At 61.2% G+C, this 17,531-nt stretch carries 15 protein-coding genes; 9 read left to right on the top strand and 6 right to left on the bottom strand.

The window, feature by feature from the left end:
* Positions 1-178 precede the first annotated feature (178 nt).
* From prmA to CAF73_RS18555, 8 genes are all read left to right on the top strand, one after another.
* Complete coding sequence (gene prmA, locus CAF73_RS18590; RefSeq protein ID WP_085700983.1) at positions 179-1,057, top strand: 50S ribosomal protein L11 methyltransferase; 879 nt, start codon at positions 179-181, stop codon at positions 1,055-1,057.
* 30 nt (positions 1,058-1,087) lie between these two features.
* A complete protein-coding gene (locus tag CAF73_RS18585; RefSeq protein WP_085703453.1) occupies positions 1,088-2,338 on the top strand; it encodes a DUF3426 domain-containing protein in 1,251 nt (416 codons plus the stop codon).
* A 185-nt stretch (positions 2,339-2,523) separates the two neighbouring features.
* Positions 2,524-3,534, top strand: a complete 1,011-nt coding sequence (gene dusB, locus CAF73_RS18580; protein ID WP_085700985.1) for a tRNA dihydrouridine synthase DusB — start codon at positions 2,524-2,526, stop codon at positions 3,532-3,534.
* Positions 3,531-3,851: a DNA-binding transcriptional regulator Fis gene (fis, locus tag CAF73_RS18575; RefSeq protein WP_002555375.1), complete on the top strand. Its 321-nt coding sequence runs from the start codon at positions 3,531-3,533 to the stop codon at positions 3,849-3,851. Before dusB ends, fis begins: the two co-directional genes overlap by 4 nt.
* Before the next feature lie 82 nt (positions 3,852-3,933).
* Positions 3,934-5,541, top strand: a complete 1,608-nt coding sequence (gene purH, locus CAF73_RS18570; RefSeq protein ID WP_085703452.1) for a bifunctional phosphoribosylaminoimidazolecarboxamide formyltransferase/IMP cyclohydrolase — start codon at positions 3,934-3,936, stop codon at positions 5,539-5,541.
* Positions 5,542-5,696: 155 nt separating this feature from the next.
* Positions 5,697-6,989, top strand: a complete 1,293-nt coding sequence (purD, locus tag CAF73_RS18565; protein WP_085703451.1) for a phosphoribosylamine--glycine ligase — start codon at positions 5,697-5,699, stop codon at positions 6,987-6,989.
* Between the two features lie 102 nt (positions 6,990-7,091).
* The gene (locus CAF73_RS18560; RefSeq protein ID WP_085703450.1) at positions 7,092-9,869 is read left to right on the top strand and encodes a hybrid sensor histidine kinase/response regulator; all 2,778 of its coding nucleotides are present in this window, start codon (positions 7,092-7,094) and stop codon (positions 9,867-9,869) included.
* 62 nt (positions 9,870-9,931) lie between these two features.
* The gene (locus tag CAF73_RS18555; protein WP_085700989.1) at positions 9,932-10,528 is read left to right on the top strand and encodes a MarC family protein; all 597 of its coding nucleotides are present in this window, start codon (positions 9,932-9,934) and stop codon (positions 10,526-10,528) included.
* Between the two features lie 100 nt (positions 10,529-10,628).
* Here the strand turns inward: CAF73_RS18555 and CAF73_RS18550 are convergent, their stop codons facing one another.
* Positions 10,629-11,291: a hypothetical protein gene (locus CAF73_RS18550; protein WP_085703449.1), complete on the bottom strand. Its 663-nt coding sequence runs from the start codon at positions 11,289-11,291 to the stop codon at positions 10,629-10,631.
* 57 nt (positions 11,292-11,348) lie between these two features.
* Complete coding sequence (locus CAF73_RS18545) at positions 11,349-12,167, bottom strand: hypothetical protein (RefSeq protein WP_085703448.1); 819 nt, start codon at positions 12,165-12,167, stop codon at positions 11,349-11,351.
* Between the two features lie 232 nt (positions 12,168-12,399).
* Here CAF73_RS18545 and CAF73_RS18540 point away from each other — a divergent pair, with 232 nt between their 5' ends.
* Positions 12,400-13,050, top strand: a complete 651-nt coding sequence (locus CAF73_RS18540) for a hypothetical protein (RefSeq protein WP_085700992.1) — start codon at positions 12,400-12,402, stop codon at positions 13,048-13,050.
* 87 nt (positions 13,051-13,137) lie between these two features.
* Here the strand turns inward: CAF73_RS18540 and cobJ are convergent, their stop codons facing one another.
* From cobJ to cobG, 4 genes are read right to left on the bottom strand one after another with little or no spacing between them, the layout of a single operon-like run.
* Positions 13,138-14,841, bottom strand: coding sequence for a precorrin-3B C(17)-methyltransferase (gene cobJ / locus CAF73_RS18535; RefSeq protein WP_085703447.1), 1,704 nt, complete (start codon positions 14,839-14,841; stop codon positions 13,138-13,140).
* Positions 14,841-15,575 (bottom strand): precorrin-2 C(20)-methyltransferase, encoded by a 735-nt coding sequence (locus tag CAF73_RS18530; RefSeq protein WP_139834853.1) that lies wholly within the window; start codon positions 15,573-15,575, stop codon positions 14,841-14,843. The genes cobJ and CAF73_RS18530 overlap by 1 nt, the downstream gene beginning before the upstream one ends.
* Positions 15,572-16,198 carry a precorrin-8X methylmutase gene (locus CAF73_RS18525; protein WP_085703445.1) on the bottom strand — a complete coding sequence of 209 codons (627 nt, stop codon included), beginning with the start codon at positions 16,196-16,198 and terminating at the stop codon, positions 15,572-15,574. Before CAF73_RS18525 ends, CAF73_RS18530 begins: the two co-directional genes overlap by 4 nt.
* Positions 16,191-17,489, bottom strand: coding sequence for a precorrin-3B synthase (cobG, locus tag CAF73_RS18520; RefSeq protein WP_085703444.1), 1,299 nt, complete (start codon positions 17,487-17,489; stop codon positions 16,191-16,193). Before cobG ends, CAF73_RS18525 begins: the two co-directional genes overlap by 8 nt.
* Positions 17,490-17,531: the final 42 nt, after the last annotated feature.

The following is a 17,531-nucleotide window of genomic DNA, read 5'->3' as shown; positions in this document are numbered from 1 at the left end:
TTGCATAGAGATGAGCCCTGACTCTATTTGCCGACAACAGTGCTCAGGCCATACATAGGTATATCGCGGCCGCGAATGTGTAACAGCCAAGCGGTGTGTCCACTTTGCCGGCGACCTGGCGTAAACTGCGCGCTTTTGCAGCTTCGGGCTGCCCCACAGATTTTCAAAGGTGCCCGCCATGCCTTGGCTGCAAGTCCGTCTCGCCATCACCCCGGAACAAGCCGAAACCTACGAGGACGCATTCCTCGAAGTCGGCGCCGTGTCGGTGACCTTCATGGACGCCGAAGATCAGCCGATCTTCGAACCGGAACTCAACACCACGCCGCTGTGGTCGCACACCCATTTGCTGGCGCTGTTCGAAGGCGGTACCGAACCGGAACCGGTGCTGGCCCATCTGGAACTGCTGACCGGCAGCCCGCTGCCCGAGCATCACAGCGAAGTGATCGAAGACCAGGACTGGGAACGCAGCTGGATGGATGGTTTTCAGCCAATGCGTTTCGGTCAGCGCCTGTGGATCGTGCCGAGCTGGCACGCCGCACCGGAGCCGGACGCGGTCAACCTGCTGCTGGATCCGGGCCTGGCGTTCGGTACCGGTACTCACCCGACCACCGCTCTGTGCCTGGAATGGCTGGACGGCCAGGACCTGAAAGACTGCAACGTGCTGGATTTCGGCTGCGGCTCGGGGATTCTGGCGATTGCCGCCCTGCTGCTCGGCGCCAAAGAAGCCGTGGGCACCGACATCGACGTGCAGGCGCTGGAAGCGTCCCGCGACAACGCCGGGCGCAACAACATCGCTGACGAACTGTTTGCGCTGTACCTGCCGGAAGACCTGCCGCAGGTCAAAGCCGACGTACTGGTGGCCAACATTCTCGCCGGTCCGCTGGTTTCCCTGGCACCGCAACTGTCCGGCCTGGTCAAATCCGGCGGGCGCCTGGCACTGTCCGGGATCCTCGCCGAACAAGGTGACGAAGTCGCCGCTGCCTACGCGCAAGACTTCGATCTCGACCCGATCGCCAATCGTGATGGCTGGGTGCGCATCACCGGCCGTCGGCGCTAGAATGACCGCCTGCTCAATCCGGACCGCCGCATGACCGACAGCTTCGTCACCCAGTGCCCGCATTGCCAAACCAGTTTCCGCGTCAGCCATGCTCAGTTGAGCGTGGCCCGCGGGGTGGTTCGCTGCGGCTCCTGCCTGCAAGTGTTCAATGCCGCCAAGCAATTGCTGGAGCAACATGCAGGCAAGGAAGCGGTCACGCCAGTGGCGCCGGTAATCAGCGAGCCGGCGCCTGTCGAGCCACCGGCCATCGTCGAAACACCCGAACCGCGCGCCATCAGCCAGAAGCAATGGAGTGCCGCCGAGCTGGATCTGGACAGCCTGGATCTGGACGAAGAACTGGCTCGCCTTGAACAGCGGGAAATCCAGCCGACCACCGAGTTCGGCCGCCCGCGTGAAGACGCCCTGAGTGCCCGCCGCGACAGCCACGAACCGGAAGATACGACATGGCCGGACAGCCTGTTCAGCGAACCGGCGGATGAGCGCGCAGCAGAAGTCGAAGAGGCACCCGAAGCCGTCGAGGCCGAGCCGGTCAGACCGGAGCGCACCGAGCCTTCGCTGTCGCTGGAGCCGGTGGATCTCGATGACGAACCGCCGATTCCGCAACTGCGCCTGCACGACCCGATCGACCCGAATGCCCGCCGCGAGCGCCTGTCGGCCAGCGACGACATCGACGACGAACTGGCACTGATCGAACCTGCGCGCAAAAAACGCGAACGCGTCGAATCCAGTGTTCGCGCCGAAGCCTTGCAGGATCTGACCGACGACCCGCTGCAACTGGACTGGCAGAAACGCCGCTCGCCCTGGGGCCGTCGCCTGCTCTGGCTGCTGCTGATCGTGCTGGCCGCCGCCGGGCTGGGCGGACAGTACATCGCCTATCACTTCGATGAACTGGCCCGCCAGGATCAGTACCGGCCTTGGTTCCAGCAAATATGCCCGCAAATTGGCTGCACGGTGCCGTCCAAGGTGGACATCGCCAAGATCAAGAGCAGCAACCTGGTGGTGCGCAGCCACCCGGAATTCAGCGGTGCGCTGGTGGTGGACGCGATCATTTACAACCGCGCCCCGTTCTCGCAGCCGTTTCCGCTGCTGGAGTTGCGCTTCGCCGACCTCAACGGGCACCTGATCGCCAGTCGTCGCTTCAAACCCGGCGAATACCTCAACGGCGACCTTGAAGGCATGGCGGAAATGCCGCCGCAGACGCCGATCCACATCGCTCTGGACATCCTCGATCCAGGCCCGAAAGCGGTGAACTACAGCCTGAGTTTCCACTCACCCGAGTGAAACGCTTCACCGTTCCCGGATTGACGGCAGTTTTCTGACTGCGCCGCGCACGACCAAACCGGCGGTAATAACAGAATAACTGTTCAGATTTTGTTCAATTCAGCCTTTATCCAGTCATCGAGAGCGGGTATCATGCCAACCCTTTTTCGAACTCTCATGATCCGGCCCCACTTCAGGGAAGTCCTATGTCGGCGGTACGCATCGGCCCATATACATTGCAGAACGGCTTGATCCTCGCCCCGATGGCGGGTGTCACCGACCAGCCCTTTCGTCAGCTGTGCAAGCGTTTGGGCGCAGGGCTTGTAGTCTCGGAAATGGTCACCAGTGACATGAGCCTGTGGAACACCCGCAAGTCGCGCATGCGCATGATCCACGAAGGTGATCCCGAGCCACGCTCGGTGCAGATCGCCGGTGGCGATGCGCAGATGCTGGCGGATGCGGCCCGGGCCAACGTCGAGCTGGGCGCACAGATTATTGATATCAACATGGGTTGCCCGGCGAAGAAGGTCTGCAACAAGGCCGCCGGCTCCGCGCTGTTGAAGGATGAGGCACTGGTTACCGAAATCCTGCATGCCGTTGTGGCAGCAGTTGATGTACCGGTGACCCTGAAGATCCGCACCGGATGGGATCGCGACAACAAGAACGGCCTGACCGTGGCGAAGATCGCCGAGCAGGCCGGGATCACGGCACTGGCGGTGCATGGCCGCACCCGCGCCGACCTGTACACCGGTGAAGCCGAGTACGACACCATTGCCGCGATCAAGCAGGCGGTGTCGATTCCGGTCTTTGCCAACGGCGACATCGTATCGCCGGAAAAGGCCCGCTACGTGCTCGACGCGACCGGTGCCGATGGCCTGTTGATCGGCCGGGCTGCCCAGGGGCGGCCATGGATTTTTCGCGAGATCGAACACTTCCTGCGTACCGGCGAAAAACTGCCGGCGCCGGAGCTGATCGAGGTGGAACGCATTCTGCTTGAGCATCTGGCCGCCCTTCACGCCTTCTATGGGGACGTGATGGGTGTGCGAATTGCCCGCAAGCATGTGGGCTGGTATCTCGCAACCTTGCCGGGCGCCAGGGAATTTCGCGCCCACTTCAATCGTTTGGATGGTACGGAAACACAATGCGCCAACGTTCGGGAGTTCTTCGCCGAACGTTACAAGAGCCTGGCAGGGGACGGAGAAGGGGTGGCCGCATGACGATGATGACCGAGACTTTAGTGAGTGGAACAACACCCGTGAGCGACAACGTGAATTTGAAACAGCACCTCAATACCCCGAGCGAAGAAGGCCAGACCCTTCGCGGGAGTGTCGAGAAGGCGCTGCACAATTATTTCGCCCACCTTGAGGGCGCGTCCGTCACGGATGTGTACAACCTGGTGCTCTCCGAAGTCGAGGCTCCCCTGCTCGAAAGCGTGATGAACTACGTCAAGGGCAACCAGACCAAGGCCAGCGAGCTGCTCGGACTGAACCGCGGCACGCTGCGCAAGAAACTCAAGCAGTACGATCTGCTGTAAGCATTCAATCAAACCTGAAAGGCGCCCGCGTAAAACCGGTCGCCTTTTTTGCTGACTTCCCTTGCTTTTGATGGAAATTGAGATGACCGACCAGACTACCCGCCTGCCGATCCGCCGCGCCTTGATCAGTGTTTCCGACAAGACCGGGATCCTCGAATTCGCCAGGGAGCTGGAAGCCCTGGGCGTGGAAATCCTTTCCACCGGCGGGACCTTCAAACTGCTGCAGGACAACGGCGTGGCCGCAGTGGAAGTCGCGGATTACACCGGTTTCGCAGAGATGATGGACGGTCGGGTGAAAACCCTGCACCCGAAAATCCACGGCGGGATCCTCGGTCGTCGCGGTATCGACGACGCGATCATGAACGAGCACGGCATCAAGCCGATCGACCTGGTAGCCGTCAACCTGTACCCGTTCGAAGCCACCATCAGCAAGCCAGGCTGCGACCTGCCGACCGCCATCGAGAACATCGACATTGGCGGCCCGACCATGGTCCGTTCGGCGGCGAAAAACCATAAAGACGTGGCCATCGTGGTGAATGCCAGCGACTACGCCAACGTTCTGGAAAACCTCAAGGCCGGTGGCCTGACCTACGCTCAGCGTTTTGACCTGATGCTCAAGGCGTTCGAACACACCGCCGCCTACGACGGCATGATCGCTAACTACATGGGCACCGTGAACCAGGCTGCCGACACCCTGAGCACCGAAGACCGCAGCGAATTCCCGCGCACCTTCAACAGCCAGTTCATCAAGGCCCAGGAAATGCGCTACGGCGAGAACCCGCACCAGAGCGCGGCGTTCTATGTTGAAGCCAAGCCTGCCGAAGTCGGCATTGCCACCGCCACCCAACTGCAAGGCAAAGAACTGTCGTACAACAACGTGGCCGACACCGATGCCGCGCTGGAATGCGTGAAGAGCTTCGTCAAACCGGCCTGCGTGATCGTCAAGCACGCCAACCCGTGCGGCGTGGCCGTGAGCCCGGACGCCGAAGGCGGTATCCGTCAGGCCTACGAACTGGCCTACGCCACTGACACCGAATCGGCGTTCGGCGGCATCATCGCCTTCAACCGCGAACTGGATGCCGAGACCGCCAAGGCAATCGTCGAGCGTCAGTTCGTTGAAGTGATCATCGCCCCGAGCGTCAGCGAAGAAGCCCGCGCCATCGTCGCCGCCAAGGCCAACGTGCGTCTGCTGGCCTGCGGCCAGTGGTCGGCCGATCGCGTTCCGGCCTGGGACTACAAGCGCGTCAACGGCGGCCTGCTGGTACAGAGCCGCGACATCGGCATGATCGGCGCCGACGACCTGAAAGTGGTGACCAAGCGCGCCCCGACCGAGCAGGAAATCAACGACCTGATCTTCGCCTGGAAAGTGGCCAAGTTCGTCAAATCCAACGCCATCGTCTACGCCAAGAACCGTCAGACCATCGGGGTCGGCGCTGGCCAGATGAGCCGCGTGAACTCGGCACGTATCGCTGCGATCAAGGCTGAGCACGCCGGTCTGCAAGTGGCCGGTTCGGTGATGGCATCCGATGCGTTCTTCCCGTTCCGCGACGGCCTGGACAATGCGGCCAAGGTCGGTATCACGGCGGTGATCCAGCCGGGTGGTTCGATGCGTGATGCTGAAGTGATTGCCGCTGCTGATGAAGCCGGCATCGCGATGGTGTTCACGGGCATGCGCCACTTCCGCCACTAAGTACACGATCCACTGTGGGAGCGAGCTTGCTCGCGAAGACGGCGGCACATTCAATTCAGATGTGACTGAAAATCCGCTTTCGCGAGCAAGCTCGCTCCCACAGAAAAGCGCCCCAGCGGCGCTCAACAGAATTAGCGTCATCCGAGGTTTTTGAAATGAATGTTTTGATCATTGGCAGCGGTGGCCGCGAACACGCACTGGCCTGGAAAGTGGCTCAGGATCCACGAGTGCAGAAAGTTTTCGTCGCGCCGGGCAACGCCGGCACCGCGATTGAAGCCAAGTGCGAAAACGTCGCGATCGATGTGCTGGCCCTTGAGCAGCTTGCTGACTTTGCCGAGAAAAACGTTTCCCTGACCATCGTCGGTCCGGAAGTGCCGCTGGTGGCCGGCGTCGTCGACCTGTTCCGCTCTCGTGGCCTGGACTGCTTCGGTCCGACCGCCGGTGCCGCGCAGCTGGAAGGCTCCAAAGCCTTCACCAAGGACTTCCTCGCGCGCCACAAAATCCCGACCGCCGACTACCAGAACTTCACCGAGATCGAGCCGGCCCTGGCTTATCTGCGTGAAAAAGGCGCACCGATCGTGATCAAGGCCGACGGCCTGGCCGCCGGTAAAGGCGTGATCGTTGCCATGACCCTGGCCGAAGCCGAAGACGCCGTGCGTGACATGCTCGCCGGCAACTCCTTTGGCGATGCCGGCTCGCGTGTCGTCATCGAAGAATTCCTCGACGGCGAAGAAGCCAGCTTCATCGTCATGGTCGACGGCAAGAACGTCCTGCCGATGGCCACCAGCCAGGACCACAAACGCGTCGGCGACGGCGACAGCGGCCCGAACACCGGCGGCATGGGTGCCTACTCCCCTGCTCCGGTGGTTACCGCCGACGTGCATCAGCGCGTGATGGACCAGGTGATCTGGCCAACCGTGCGCGGCATGGCCGACGAAGGCAACGTCTACACCGGTTTCCTGTACGCCGGTCTGATGATCGACAAGGCCGGCAATCCGAAGGTCATCGAGTTCAACTGCCGCTTCGGCGACCCGGAAACCCAACCGGTGATGCTGCGTCTGCAATCGAGCCTGGTGCTGCTGGTCGAAGCGGCACTGGCTCAGGCGCTGGACAAGGTTGAAGCGCAGTGGGATCCACGTCCGAGCGTCGGCATCGTGCTGGCCGCCGGCGGTTACCCGGGCGACTACGCCAAGGGCGCACCGATCAACGGTCTGGACGCAGCCGCCGCACTGGAAGGCAAGGTCTTCCACGCCGGTACCGCGCTCAAGGACGGCAACGTGGTGACGGCCGGTGGGCGGGTGCTGTGCGCCACCGCCATGGGCGCCAGCGTCGGTGCCGCCCAGGAGCAGGCCTACAAACTGGCCAAGGCCATCGACTGGGAAGGCTGCTTCTACCGCACCGACATTGGCTACCGCGCCATTGCCCGTGAACGCGGCGAAACCCGGTAATAAGCTACGCTGTGTTTCCGGCAGGGGCTCAACGCCCCTGCCGGACTGTTCCGACGCTGCGCATCGTTATATTCTGGCATCAACCTACGAAGGGATTTCGCCGTGCGCTGGCTCAGGATTGCCATAGGCTTCACTGTCACGCTGTTGACCATGCTCTGCATGCTGCCGGCCCAGGCCGCGCAAGGCAGTGGCTGGTCGGTATTGCTTGACGATCAGGGCAACCTCCAACTGAGCGATATCCGCTCTGCCCGCTACACCAATCAATTCAGTCCTATCGAGCTTGACCGCCTGACCGCGGCCGAACCCGATGGCGCCTTGTGGCTGCGCTTCAGACTGGCGCCCGGCAAGCACGAACAAGTGCTGCGGATCTTCGCCCCCGACCTGTCGCACCTCAATCTGTATGTCCTCGACGGCGACCGCCTGATCGAACAGCGCGACACCGGCACCACCCAGCCTCAGGTGGAGCGACCGCTGCCGAGCAGCGACTTCATGCTGCCGTTGCCGCAGAGCGACAAACCCCTCGACGTTTACCTGCGACTGGTTTCCGATCACCAGTTGCGCCCGTACATCACCCTGCAGTCGGCGGTGATGGCCGCGGCCAATCACAATCAGACGCTGATCTACGGCCTGCTCTTCGGCTGTCTGGCGATGCTGATCCTGCACAACCTGATCCGCTACGCCTACACCCGCTCGCGCAGCAGCCTGTGGCTCGCAGTGTGTGAGGGCCTGTTGAGCCTGAGCCTGTTGCTGTTGCTCAACCTCCTCGGTCCGTGGCTGCCGAACTGGCACGCGATCCAGACTCCCGGTGCCTACCTGGCTTTGCTGCTGACCGCACCCGCGGGCCTGATGTTCGCCTACCGTTTCTTCGCTCCGCTCGGCCCGCATCCGCTGAACAAGCTGCTGATCGGCGACATCCTGTTCATCGTGATCTGCAGCCTGCTGCTGTTGTTCGTCAACACCCTGCCGCTGAACATCATCACCTACGCGCTGGTGGCCCTGGCCGGGCTGAGCATGTTGCTGGTGGGTTTCTATCACTGGCAGAAAGGCTACCGCCCTGCCCGGTTGTTCGTTGCCGCGATGGTGGTGTTCAACATCGGCACGTTGATCATCCTTCCGGCCTTGCTGGGGCTGACCCTGGTGGCGCCGCAGGGCTTGATCATGGTCCTGACGGGGTTTATCTGCATCAGTGGCCTGTTGATGAGCATCGCCCTCGGCGAGCGTCAGCGCAGCATCACCGAAAGCCGTTTCAGCATCAGCCGCGACCTCGCCGCGAGCAACGCCGAGATCAATGCCAAGGCCGAATTCCTGGCCAAGATCAGCCACGAAATCCGCACGCCGATGAATGGCGTACTGGGCATGACCGAGCTGCTGCTCGGCACGCCGCTATCGGTCAAACAACGCGACTACGTGCAAACCATCCACAGCGCCGGCAACGAACTGCTGACCCTGATCAACGAGATCCTCGACATCTCGCGGCTCGAGTCCGGGCAGATCGAACTGGACGACGTGCAGTTCGACCTCAACGCGCTGATCGACGATTGCCTGAGCATCTACCGCGCCAAGGCCGAGCAACAGAACGTCGAACTGATCAGCTTCATCCAGCCGCAAGTGCCACGGGTCATCAGCGGCGACCCGACGCGTCTGCGCCAGACGTTGCTGAGCCTGCTGGAAAACGCCCTGAAGAAAACCGAAGAAGGCGAAGTGCTGGTGGTGGTCGCCCTCGACGAACGCAGCACCGGGCCACGTCTGCGCATTGCCGTTCAGGACAGCGGCCAGCCCATGGATCAGGAAGAGCGCGACGCACTGATGCATGCCGAGCTGCACAGCAAGCACTTCCTGTCGGCCAACCGCCTGGGCGGCAATCTCGGGCTGGTGATCGCCCGCCAATTGATCCGTTTGATGCAGGGCGAATTCGGCATCAAGAGCGGCGCCAACCAGGGCAGTACGCTGTGGCTGACCCTGCCGCTGGACCCTGATCGCCTGGAGCACCCGACCTCGGACCTCGACAGCCCGCTGCAAGGCGCGCGCGTGCTGGTGGTCGACGACAACGACACCTGCCGCAAGGTGCTGGTGCAGCAATGCAGCGCCTGGGGCCTGAACGTCAGCGCCGTGCCGTCGGGCAAGGAAGCATTGGCCTTGCTGCGCACCAAGGCGCACCTTCGTGATTACTTCGACGTGGTCCTGCTGGACCAGAACATGCCCGGCATGACCGGTATGCAACTGGCGGCCAAGATCAAGGAAGACCCGAGCCTGAACCACGACATCCTGCTGATCATGCTCACCGGCATCAGCAATGCGCCGAGCAAGATCATCGCACGCAACTCGGGGATCAAGCGCATCCTGGCCAAACCGGTGGCCGGCTACACCCTCAAGACCACGCTGGCCGACGAACTGAACCAGCGCAACCGTGGCCAGGTAGTGTTTCAGCCGCAGCCGGCCAGTCCCGCAGCGCCGGTCAAGGTGCCAAGCGATTTCCGCATTCTGGTGGCCGAAGACAACACGATTTCGACCAAGGTCATCCGCGGCATGCTCGGCAAACTCAACCTGCAGCCCGACACCGCCAGCAATGGCGAAGAGGCCTTGCGGGCGATGAAAGCCCAGCGCTACGACCTGGTATTGATGGACTGCGAAATGCCGATCCTCGACGGATTCTCCGCCACTCAGCAACTGCGGGCCTGGGAAGTCGGCAATCAGCGCACCCGTACGCCGATCGTCGCGCTGACCGCGCACATCCTCGCCGAACACAAGGAACGTGCGCGTCAGGCCGGGATGGACGGGCACATGGCCAAACCGGTGGAGCTGTCGCAACTGCGCGAGCTGATCGAGCACTGGGTGGCCCAGCGTGATCAACAGAACCGCGCAACAACTCAACCGTCGTAAGCCGACAGACCCGATAGCGCCTGATAGACTGCCCACGACTTTCCCGCCAGCGAGCCCGCGCCATGCTCCACGTGTTATTCAGCGTTTACCTGAAGATGCTGGTGCTCTACAGCCCGTTCTTCGTGTTGTCCTGCTTTATCAGCCTGACCCGCGGTTATTCGCGCAAGGAACAACGTCGCCTGGCGTGGAAAGTGGCGATTGCCACACTGGTATCCAGCGTCCTGCTTTATCTGTTCGGCCGAGTGATTTTCGACGTATTCGGCATTACCGTGGACGCATTCCGTATCGGTGCCGGCAGCGTGCTGTTCATCTCAGCGCTGGGGATGGCCCAGGGCAAGTCTGCGGTACAAGCCGATAACGTGCAGCAGGACGTAACCATAGTCCCGCTGACCATCCCCCTGACGGTTGGCCCCGGGACCATCGGTGCGCTCCTGGTGATGGGCGTGAGCCAGCCCCATTGGGACGACAAGCTCACAGCGATCCTCAGTATCGCGCTGGCCAGCTTCACGGTGGGGGTAGTGCTGTACCTGTCGAACCGCATCGAGCGGATCCTCGGAGACCAGGGTTTGCAGATTGTCAGCCGACTGATGGGGTTGTTTGTCTGTGCCTTGGCGGCCCAGATCATATTTACCGGCATCAAGGGCTATCTGGTGCCCTGAATCTGGCGTCGTGCAAAATCCAGACAACCAGACCATTCGGATAAAACGAAAAAGTCGTGAACCTGCCGTTCACGACTACGTGTCCGCACCTGACCTGCTTTCACACTGGACCCGAAAACACTCCGATTTCGATGTACGCGGGTTGCGGCTCCTGGGCCAGCCATTCGATCGTGTCTTGCCGGAATGCTTCAAACTGATCCTGATTGAAACGCGCCGCATAAGTAAGACGAGTAGCTCGTCGACCAGAATCCGGCGACACCTTCCCTTTTCCGGATTGTTCCGAAGTGTTGAACGACACGGAAACGATGCTAAGAATCCCATCGTCTTCAACGATCCCGACCATTGCCCTGAGCCACGACGTCTGAGCGTCACTCACCAGGCAATGCTGGCTAAATCGCTCGGGCAATTCACCACTTCTGGTGACTGAAGCCAGCGCCTCCAATGCAGCCGAGATCACCGCAGCCTGGTGACCAGGCAATCGCAATTCAGCCACATGCCCGATAGCGGCCCTTGCTGAAAGAAATTGCCCTTTGATCAATGGCACCTGATCCATCTCATGAGCAAACAGACTCCAGCCACAGGAAGTCAGCATGTCTGAGTGGGTACCAAACCATTGTTCGTCGTTCAGCTCTCCCGGAAAATCCTCGTCCGCCGCCAGCGTGGCGAAAGCTACCGTATCCAGCACATCTTTTTTAATGGCGGGGGACAGCGCCTGCGATACAGCCAGAACGACACCCGCGTTTACATATAACGAGTAAGTCATCTGTTTAACTCCGCAACAAGGCTGGCGATCACATTCGCCAGCCTTCGCAACCATTGGTTATTTTTTCTTGCGTCGTTCAAAACGCTTGCTCAGTGCCGCCTTGAAGTGCTCGCCCAGGTACTCCTCCAGGTCAGCCTTCAATTCCGAATAACGCAGAGGATTGAAGGTGAGATAGGCACTGCCGCGAAAGATTCTCCGCCCAGAGGTTTTCCAGTTGAAAAACAGCGGCGAAGTTTCACTTTCACTTCCTGAGCTATCTATCGACGACAGGGAAGTCAGAATAATACCGTTCGCCAGTTGGTCGCACGGCAAGACCGCCATTCTGACGCCTTTGTCTTTGGTCACTTCGCGATTATAAAGATTGATAGCCTCGGGCTCTTTCTTCAAGGAGTCGAGTGTTGTATCAACGATTGCCGAAAGGGCTGTAGCACCTGGAATTGCAGCTTTCGCAGCCGCAATACCGGACTTAACGATATCCACTACGACGTTATCCATCGTCAGTGTCGCAGCGTTCTTTTCATAAACCGTGTAGCCGGAATCCGCAACGAAACACCCCAGGTCATCCATACACTGCAAGAATGCGTGGTACCACTGTTCCGGATTATTCCCAGGCACCTCGAAACTCGCTTCGAGTTTGGCGAACTTGATCAGATTCTCGATAATTGCCATGTTCTCAAGGGTAATATTCTCGCCATAACCCACCAGCGCGTTCGCCAGAACAGCTGCATCAAGTTCCTTGGTCGGACTGGTCGGATCAACCGTGAAAAAGGCCCTGGCACGAGCAGTGCCCATGACTTCAGCACCCAACTCCAGACGCTTGGCGATACGTGCCTTTACCAACGACACACATTGTTCGCTGTTTTTTGTATTTTCCATCACAACTCCAACTCCATAAACCAGTAGTGTTTTTTTTGCGCTCACTGTTCAAGCGCAAACAAAACTAACTGACGAACAACCAAACGAACACCCTCAACTTAATTCAACATATTAACTTTCACGCGCCACTCTAAAAAAACCAAAATACTTACAAATACTGCATTTCAAACACCGCCCGGAGCTTGCAAGATACACCGCACATTGAAAATGCCATTTGACAACCGAGAACACGATGAACAATGAGACTCCAATTGGCGCACTCACTCAACACAACATTATTTCCTGCATCGACAACTTGTCGCTTCAAGACTATAACGACCTGACTGACTGTACCCGCGTCGCCACCCGTTCAGCCGACATGGCCCACAACCGCTATTCCGATTCTGAAGTCTGGCTGGAAGAATATTTACGCACGTTAATGTATCTGGGCTGGAAGCTTCATCAGGGTACTGTCACGACCAGAACAACGACAGTGCTTGATGGAAGCATCGCCGACTTTCTGGTACTCAGCGCAGAGAAAATGAATGATGTCCGTCAGGCCAGCGCGATGATGGACACTCTGGATGCCCTGAAACCCGACAAACCCGCATTACTTTCGCTCGATAACGAGAGCCATAGAGGCCGGCGCTTTCAAGTTGCACCCACTCGGTATGACTCAAACGGCGACCTGCACCTGGCCATTTTCAATATTGAGCTGGTTGCCAGCGTCGAGCAGAACAGTTTCCTGTTTTGGTCCTGGAGCAAAAATTCTGCAAAGCTCATTCAGCGCAGTGCGTTTCTTAAACTCAATCGAAGCGAACTCAACGCACAAAGAAGGCAAATGGAAGCCGCACTTTCAAAGATTACCGCGAGCCGTTTTGCATTGAGGAAATCGCAGCAATAAACCTGCAGGCAATAACCGACAAGGCCGCGAATATTCAATTCGCGGCCTTGTCGGTTATTGCCTGGCGTTCCCTGGAAGCCAGGGGCATCAGCCTGCCGGCTTTTCCCCGTACCAGCGCGGCGTATACACCCACTCCCGGCCGTCGGCACGCGGGAAGGTGCAAGTGGTGGATGAGCCGATCAACACCATGGTGCGCATGTCCACCTGATCCGGGGTCAGCGCTCCCAATGTTGTCACCCGCAGTGTCTGCCCTGGCCGGCCGATATCGCGCCCCAATACCACCGGCGTTTTCGGCGTGCGGTGTTGCGCGACGATTTCCAGCGCTCGCCCCAGTTGCCAAGGGCGGGCACGGGAGATCGGGTTGTAGAACGCCAGCGCCAGATCCGCTTCGGCCGCCAGATCCAGGCGTTTCTCGATGATCGACCACGGCTTGAGGTTGTCCGACAGCGACATCACGCAGAAATCGTGACCCAGCGGTGCACCAGCCTGAGCAGCGGTGGCGAGTGACGCGGAAACACCCGGCAAGATCTCCAGGTCGACGCTGTGCCATGCCGGATCCGTCGACTCGTGCAACGCTTCGAGTACCGCCGCCGCCATGGCGAACACGCCCGGATCACCCGATGAAACGACAATCACCGAACGGCCCTCGGCGGCCAGCCTGAAGGCATGACGGGCACGCTGCATTTCTTCGCGGTTATCGGTGCAATGCTGCACCTGATCATCGCGGAACGGGCCGGCCATGCGTACGTAGGTTTCGTAGCCGAGCACATCGGTGGCGCGTGCCAGTTCGGCTTTCACCGCCGGCACCATCAGCTCTGCCGCACCCGGACCGAGGCCGATGACCGCCAGACGACCGCGCGGGCGCCCGATCCGCGAAACGTCCAGCGGCTGTCCGGCCACGGCGATGGCAAGGTCTTGGGATGTCGTGATGATTCGAGCGTCGGGGACGGCGTCGCGAGCCAGCTCACCGATGTCACTGGCCGGCGCGACAAAGCGCAACGGCACCGCCAGTTCAAGCGCTGCCTCACGCAAGACCGGGCTGGCCATCTGAACTTCAACCGCCACCAGACAGGCCAGCGATTGAATCGCCACACCGGCCTGCTGCAACGCCTCGCGAATTGCGTGCGGCAGATCGGTCACTTCTGAACCGACCACCACCGCTACGCTGCGCGGATAAATCAGCAACTCACTGGCGCTCGCCGCGCGGGCATCGCTGCCCACATGAATCGAGCGCTGCGCGTGTGGATCCTCCGGCAGCTGCGCCTGCTCGAGCCACGGCGCCTCGCCATCAATGCGCACGCTGTGGCCGGCGAGCAAGTCGGAGACAAAGCGCTTGCCCTGCTCCAGATCGCCAAGCGCGTAACCACCCGGCGGGTTGAGCAGACAGGTGCCGAAACGCAACTCGCCGCTGGTGGTGATCGCCGCAGCGACTTCAAGCGCTGCTGCAATCTCGCGGGCCATGACATTCACCCCGCCGAGGCCGCCGAGCAACGGCACCACGGCGCTGCCGTCTTCAGCCACGGCGAGCACTGGTGGCTCGACGCCTTTCTCCAGCAACAGCGGCGCCAGGGTGCGGATGACAATGCCGGCCGCGCACAAGGCAATGATCGGCGTGTCCTGTTGATACAGCTCACGCAGGGTCGCACCGAATTCGCTGTAGGTCAGGTCGGCGCCTTCGACGCGCCCTTTCAGTCCATGAATCTGTGCAGCCGGATAGACCTGCTGCAGGCGACGGGCCGTGGCCAGCGCGCCCTGGCCGAGAATGACGATGGCCGGTGTGGAATGGGTCATCAGCCTTGCCACCGTTCGCCGGGAACAATGATCAGCGAGAAGTACGGCGACGACATCGGCTCGACCTCATCCAGCGGCACGATCTTCTGGTTGGCCATGGTCGCGCGCTCGACGTACAGCGCACGCTCGGCCAGGCCCAACTCGCCCAACACCTCACGCACTTTTGGAAAGTTGCGTCCCAGCTTCATGATCACCGCCGCGTCGGCATCGGCCAGGCGACGCTTGAGCTCGTCATGAGGCAGCACGCCGGACAGCACCGACAGACTCTGATTGCGATACACCAGCGGCGCGCCCAGCACCGATGCGCCGCCGAGCATCGAGCAGACGCCCGGCACCACTTCGGCTTCGTAACGGCTGGCAAGACGATCGTGCAGGTACATGTAGGAGCCGTAGAAGAACGGATCACCTTCGCAGATCACCGCCACATCGCGACCGGCATCCAGATGCGCGGCCACTTCCTCTGCCGCTTCATCGTAGAAATCACTGATCACCTGCTCGTAGGACAGTGGCGCCGGCAGCACTTCGGTGGTCACCGGGTACACCAGCGGCAGCAGGTTCTGCGCGTCCTGCAGGTGCGCTTCGATAATGCCGAATGCGTTGCCCTTCTTGCCCTTGGCCACGAAGTACGCCACCACCGGCGATTCGCGCAGCAGGCGCAGGGCCTTGACGGTAATCAGTTCAGGATCACCGGGGCCGACGCCCAGACCAATCAAACGTCCTTGAGCCTGCATCATTCGACCTCCGTGGCGAGGGCATTGACCGCAGCGGCGGCCATGGCGCTACCGCCAAGGCGGCCCTGCATGATCACGAACGGCACGCCACGGCTGTTGGCGGCCAGCTCGGCCTTGGATTCGGCAGCGCCGACGAAGCCGACCGGGAAGCCGAGGATCAGCGCCGGTTTCGGCGCGCCGGCGTCGAGCATTTCCAGCAGATAAAACAGCGCAGTCGGCGCGTTGCCGATCACCACCACGCTGCCCGCCAGATGCGGACGCCACAGTTCCAGAGCGGCAGCGGAGCGAGTATTGCCCAGCTCACGCGCCAGCTCCGGCACGCTGTCGTCGCGCAGGGTGCAGATCACTTCGTTGTTGGCCGGCAGGCGCGCACGGGTCACGCCCTCGGAGACCATCCGCGCATCGCACAGGATCGGCGCGCCAGCGGCCAGCGCATCACGCCCCGCCTTGCCGGCACCTTCGGAAAATTGCAGCCCGTCGATGGCCTCGACCATGCCGCAGGCGTGGATCACCCGCACCGCGAGTTTTTCCAGGTCGGCCGGGATGCGCGCGAGGTTGGCCTCGCGGCGAATGATCGCGAAGGAATTGCGATAGATCTCCTGACCGTCGCGGATGTAATCAAGCATCAAGGGGGCTCCGTGAGCGGGCGGCGAGCAGGGTCGCGGCCGCTTCGATAGTAAGGTTGTGAGCGTGCAGCGCGCCGAAACCCGGCAGCGCTGCATCGCGAAAGTAGAGATCGTAGTGACCGGGGCCGACCGCCAGCAGCGTGACCGGGGCACGGTGTGCAGCAGCGCAGGAGCGCGGGCAGCCGGACAGGTGCACATCCACGGCGTGTGGCAACAGCGCAGCCAGCAGGCGGGCATCGTGTTTGGTGTCGGCCAGGCCTTTGCCGCAGCCGTTGGCGCCGGTGCAGGCGATCAGGTGCGACAGCGGGTCTTCGACATGGGTCAGCAGGTTCAGCCTGGCCAATTTGTCGAGCACTTGAGCCGCATCGGTTTCCCGCACATCGGGCAGCAACAGACTCTGCCAAGGGGTGAAACGCAAGCTGCCATCGCCGAAGTTTCTGGCCAGTTGCGCAGCGCCACGCAGCATGTCCGGATCGAGCCGGCCGAGTGCCGGTGCAGCACCGACATACACCTGACCGGCCGAGGGTTGAGGATGAATGCCGAGGTGCAAACCTTCGGGTCCGGCTTCGCGCTGCCAATCTGTGGCGGCTTGCAGTTTGATCCGTTGACCGAGTTTTTCGAGGAACACCGGCGCCGCGCATTCATCCAGCAGATGACGCATTCGCGTCTGCTCCGGCCGGGCCAGATCGAGGAACAGCTCCAGCACCGCAACCACCAGCGCATGCCCATCCGCCAGCGCCACGGCAGCCAGCGGCCGGTCCGTCGGACAACCCGCCAGACCGAACGCCAACAGCGTGTCTTCACCGCTTTTGAATGCCGACAGCCACAAGTCATGGGGATGTTCGAGCATCGCCAGCGCTTCACCGCCGTCCAGCTGCAAGGCGAACTTGGCGCTCAGCTCATGGAAGCGCGGATGGCTTTGCAAAGTCTCGAGGATCTGCCCGGCCAATGGACGGGTATCGAAGCGCATCTGCCGGTCGATGCCGGCCGCCGGGCTGAGCATCAGGTTGCGCACATCGTCGCCCGCCGCGGTTCGTGGCCCGAGACCGGCGGCCAGCAGGCTGTCGATCAGCGCGGCGGACTGATCGCCGATGCCACGAATCTGCAGATTGCCCCGGTTGGTCGCTTCGATAGCCCCGCCGGCAAATCGCTCGGCGGTGTTGGCCACCGCATCGGCCTGATCGGCCGTGATCGACCCGCCATCGAGCTTGATCCGGCAGATCCCGCCATCCAGCGCCTGGACGATACGCAGCAACCCCGGACAAGCCGAGGGGCGTATGGCGTTGGACATCGGGCGTTCGTTCAAGGGCTGGCAGCTCTGTGGGAAAGGCGC

It is taken from the genome of Pseudomonas sp. B15(2017) (assembly GCF_002113215.1).
GTDB lineage: Bacteria > Pseudomonadota > Gammaproteobacteria > Pseudomonadales > Pseudomonadaceae > Aquipseudomonas.
Note: the sequence above shows the minus strand (reverse complement) of the source record. Positions and strands in the feature narration are given on the sequence as shown.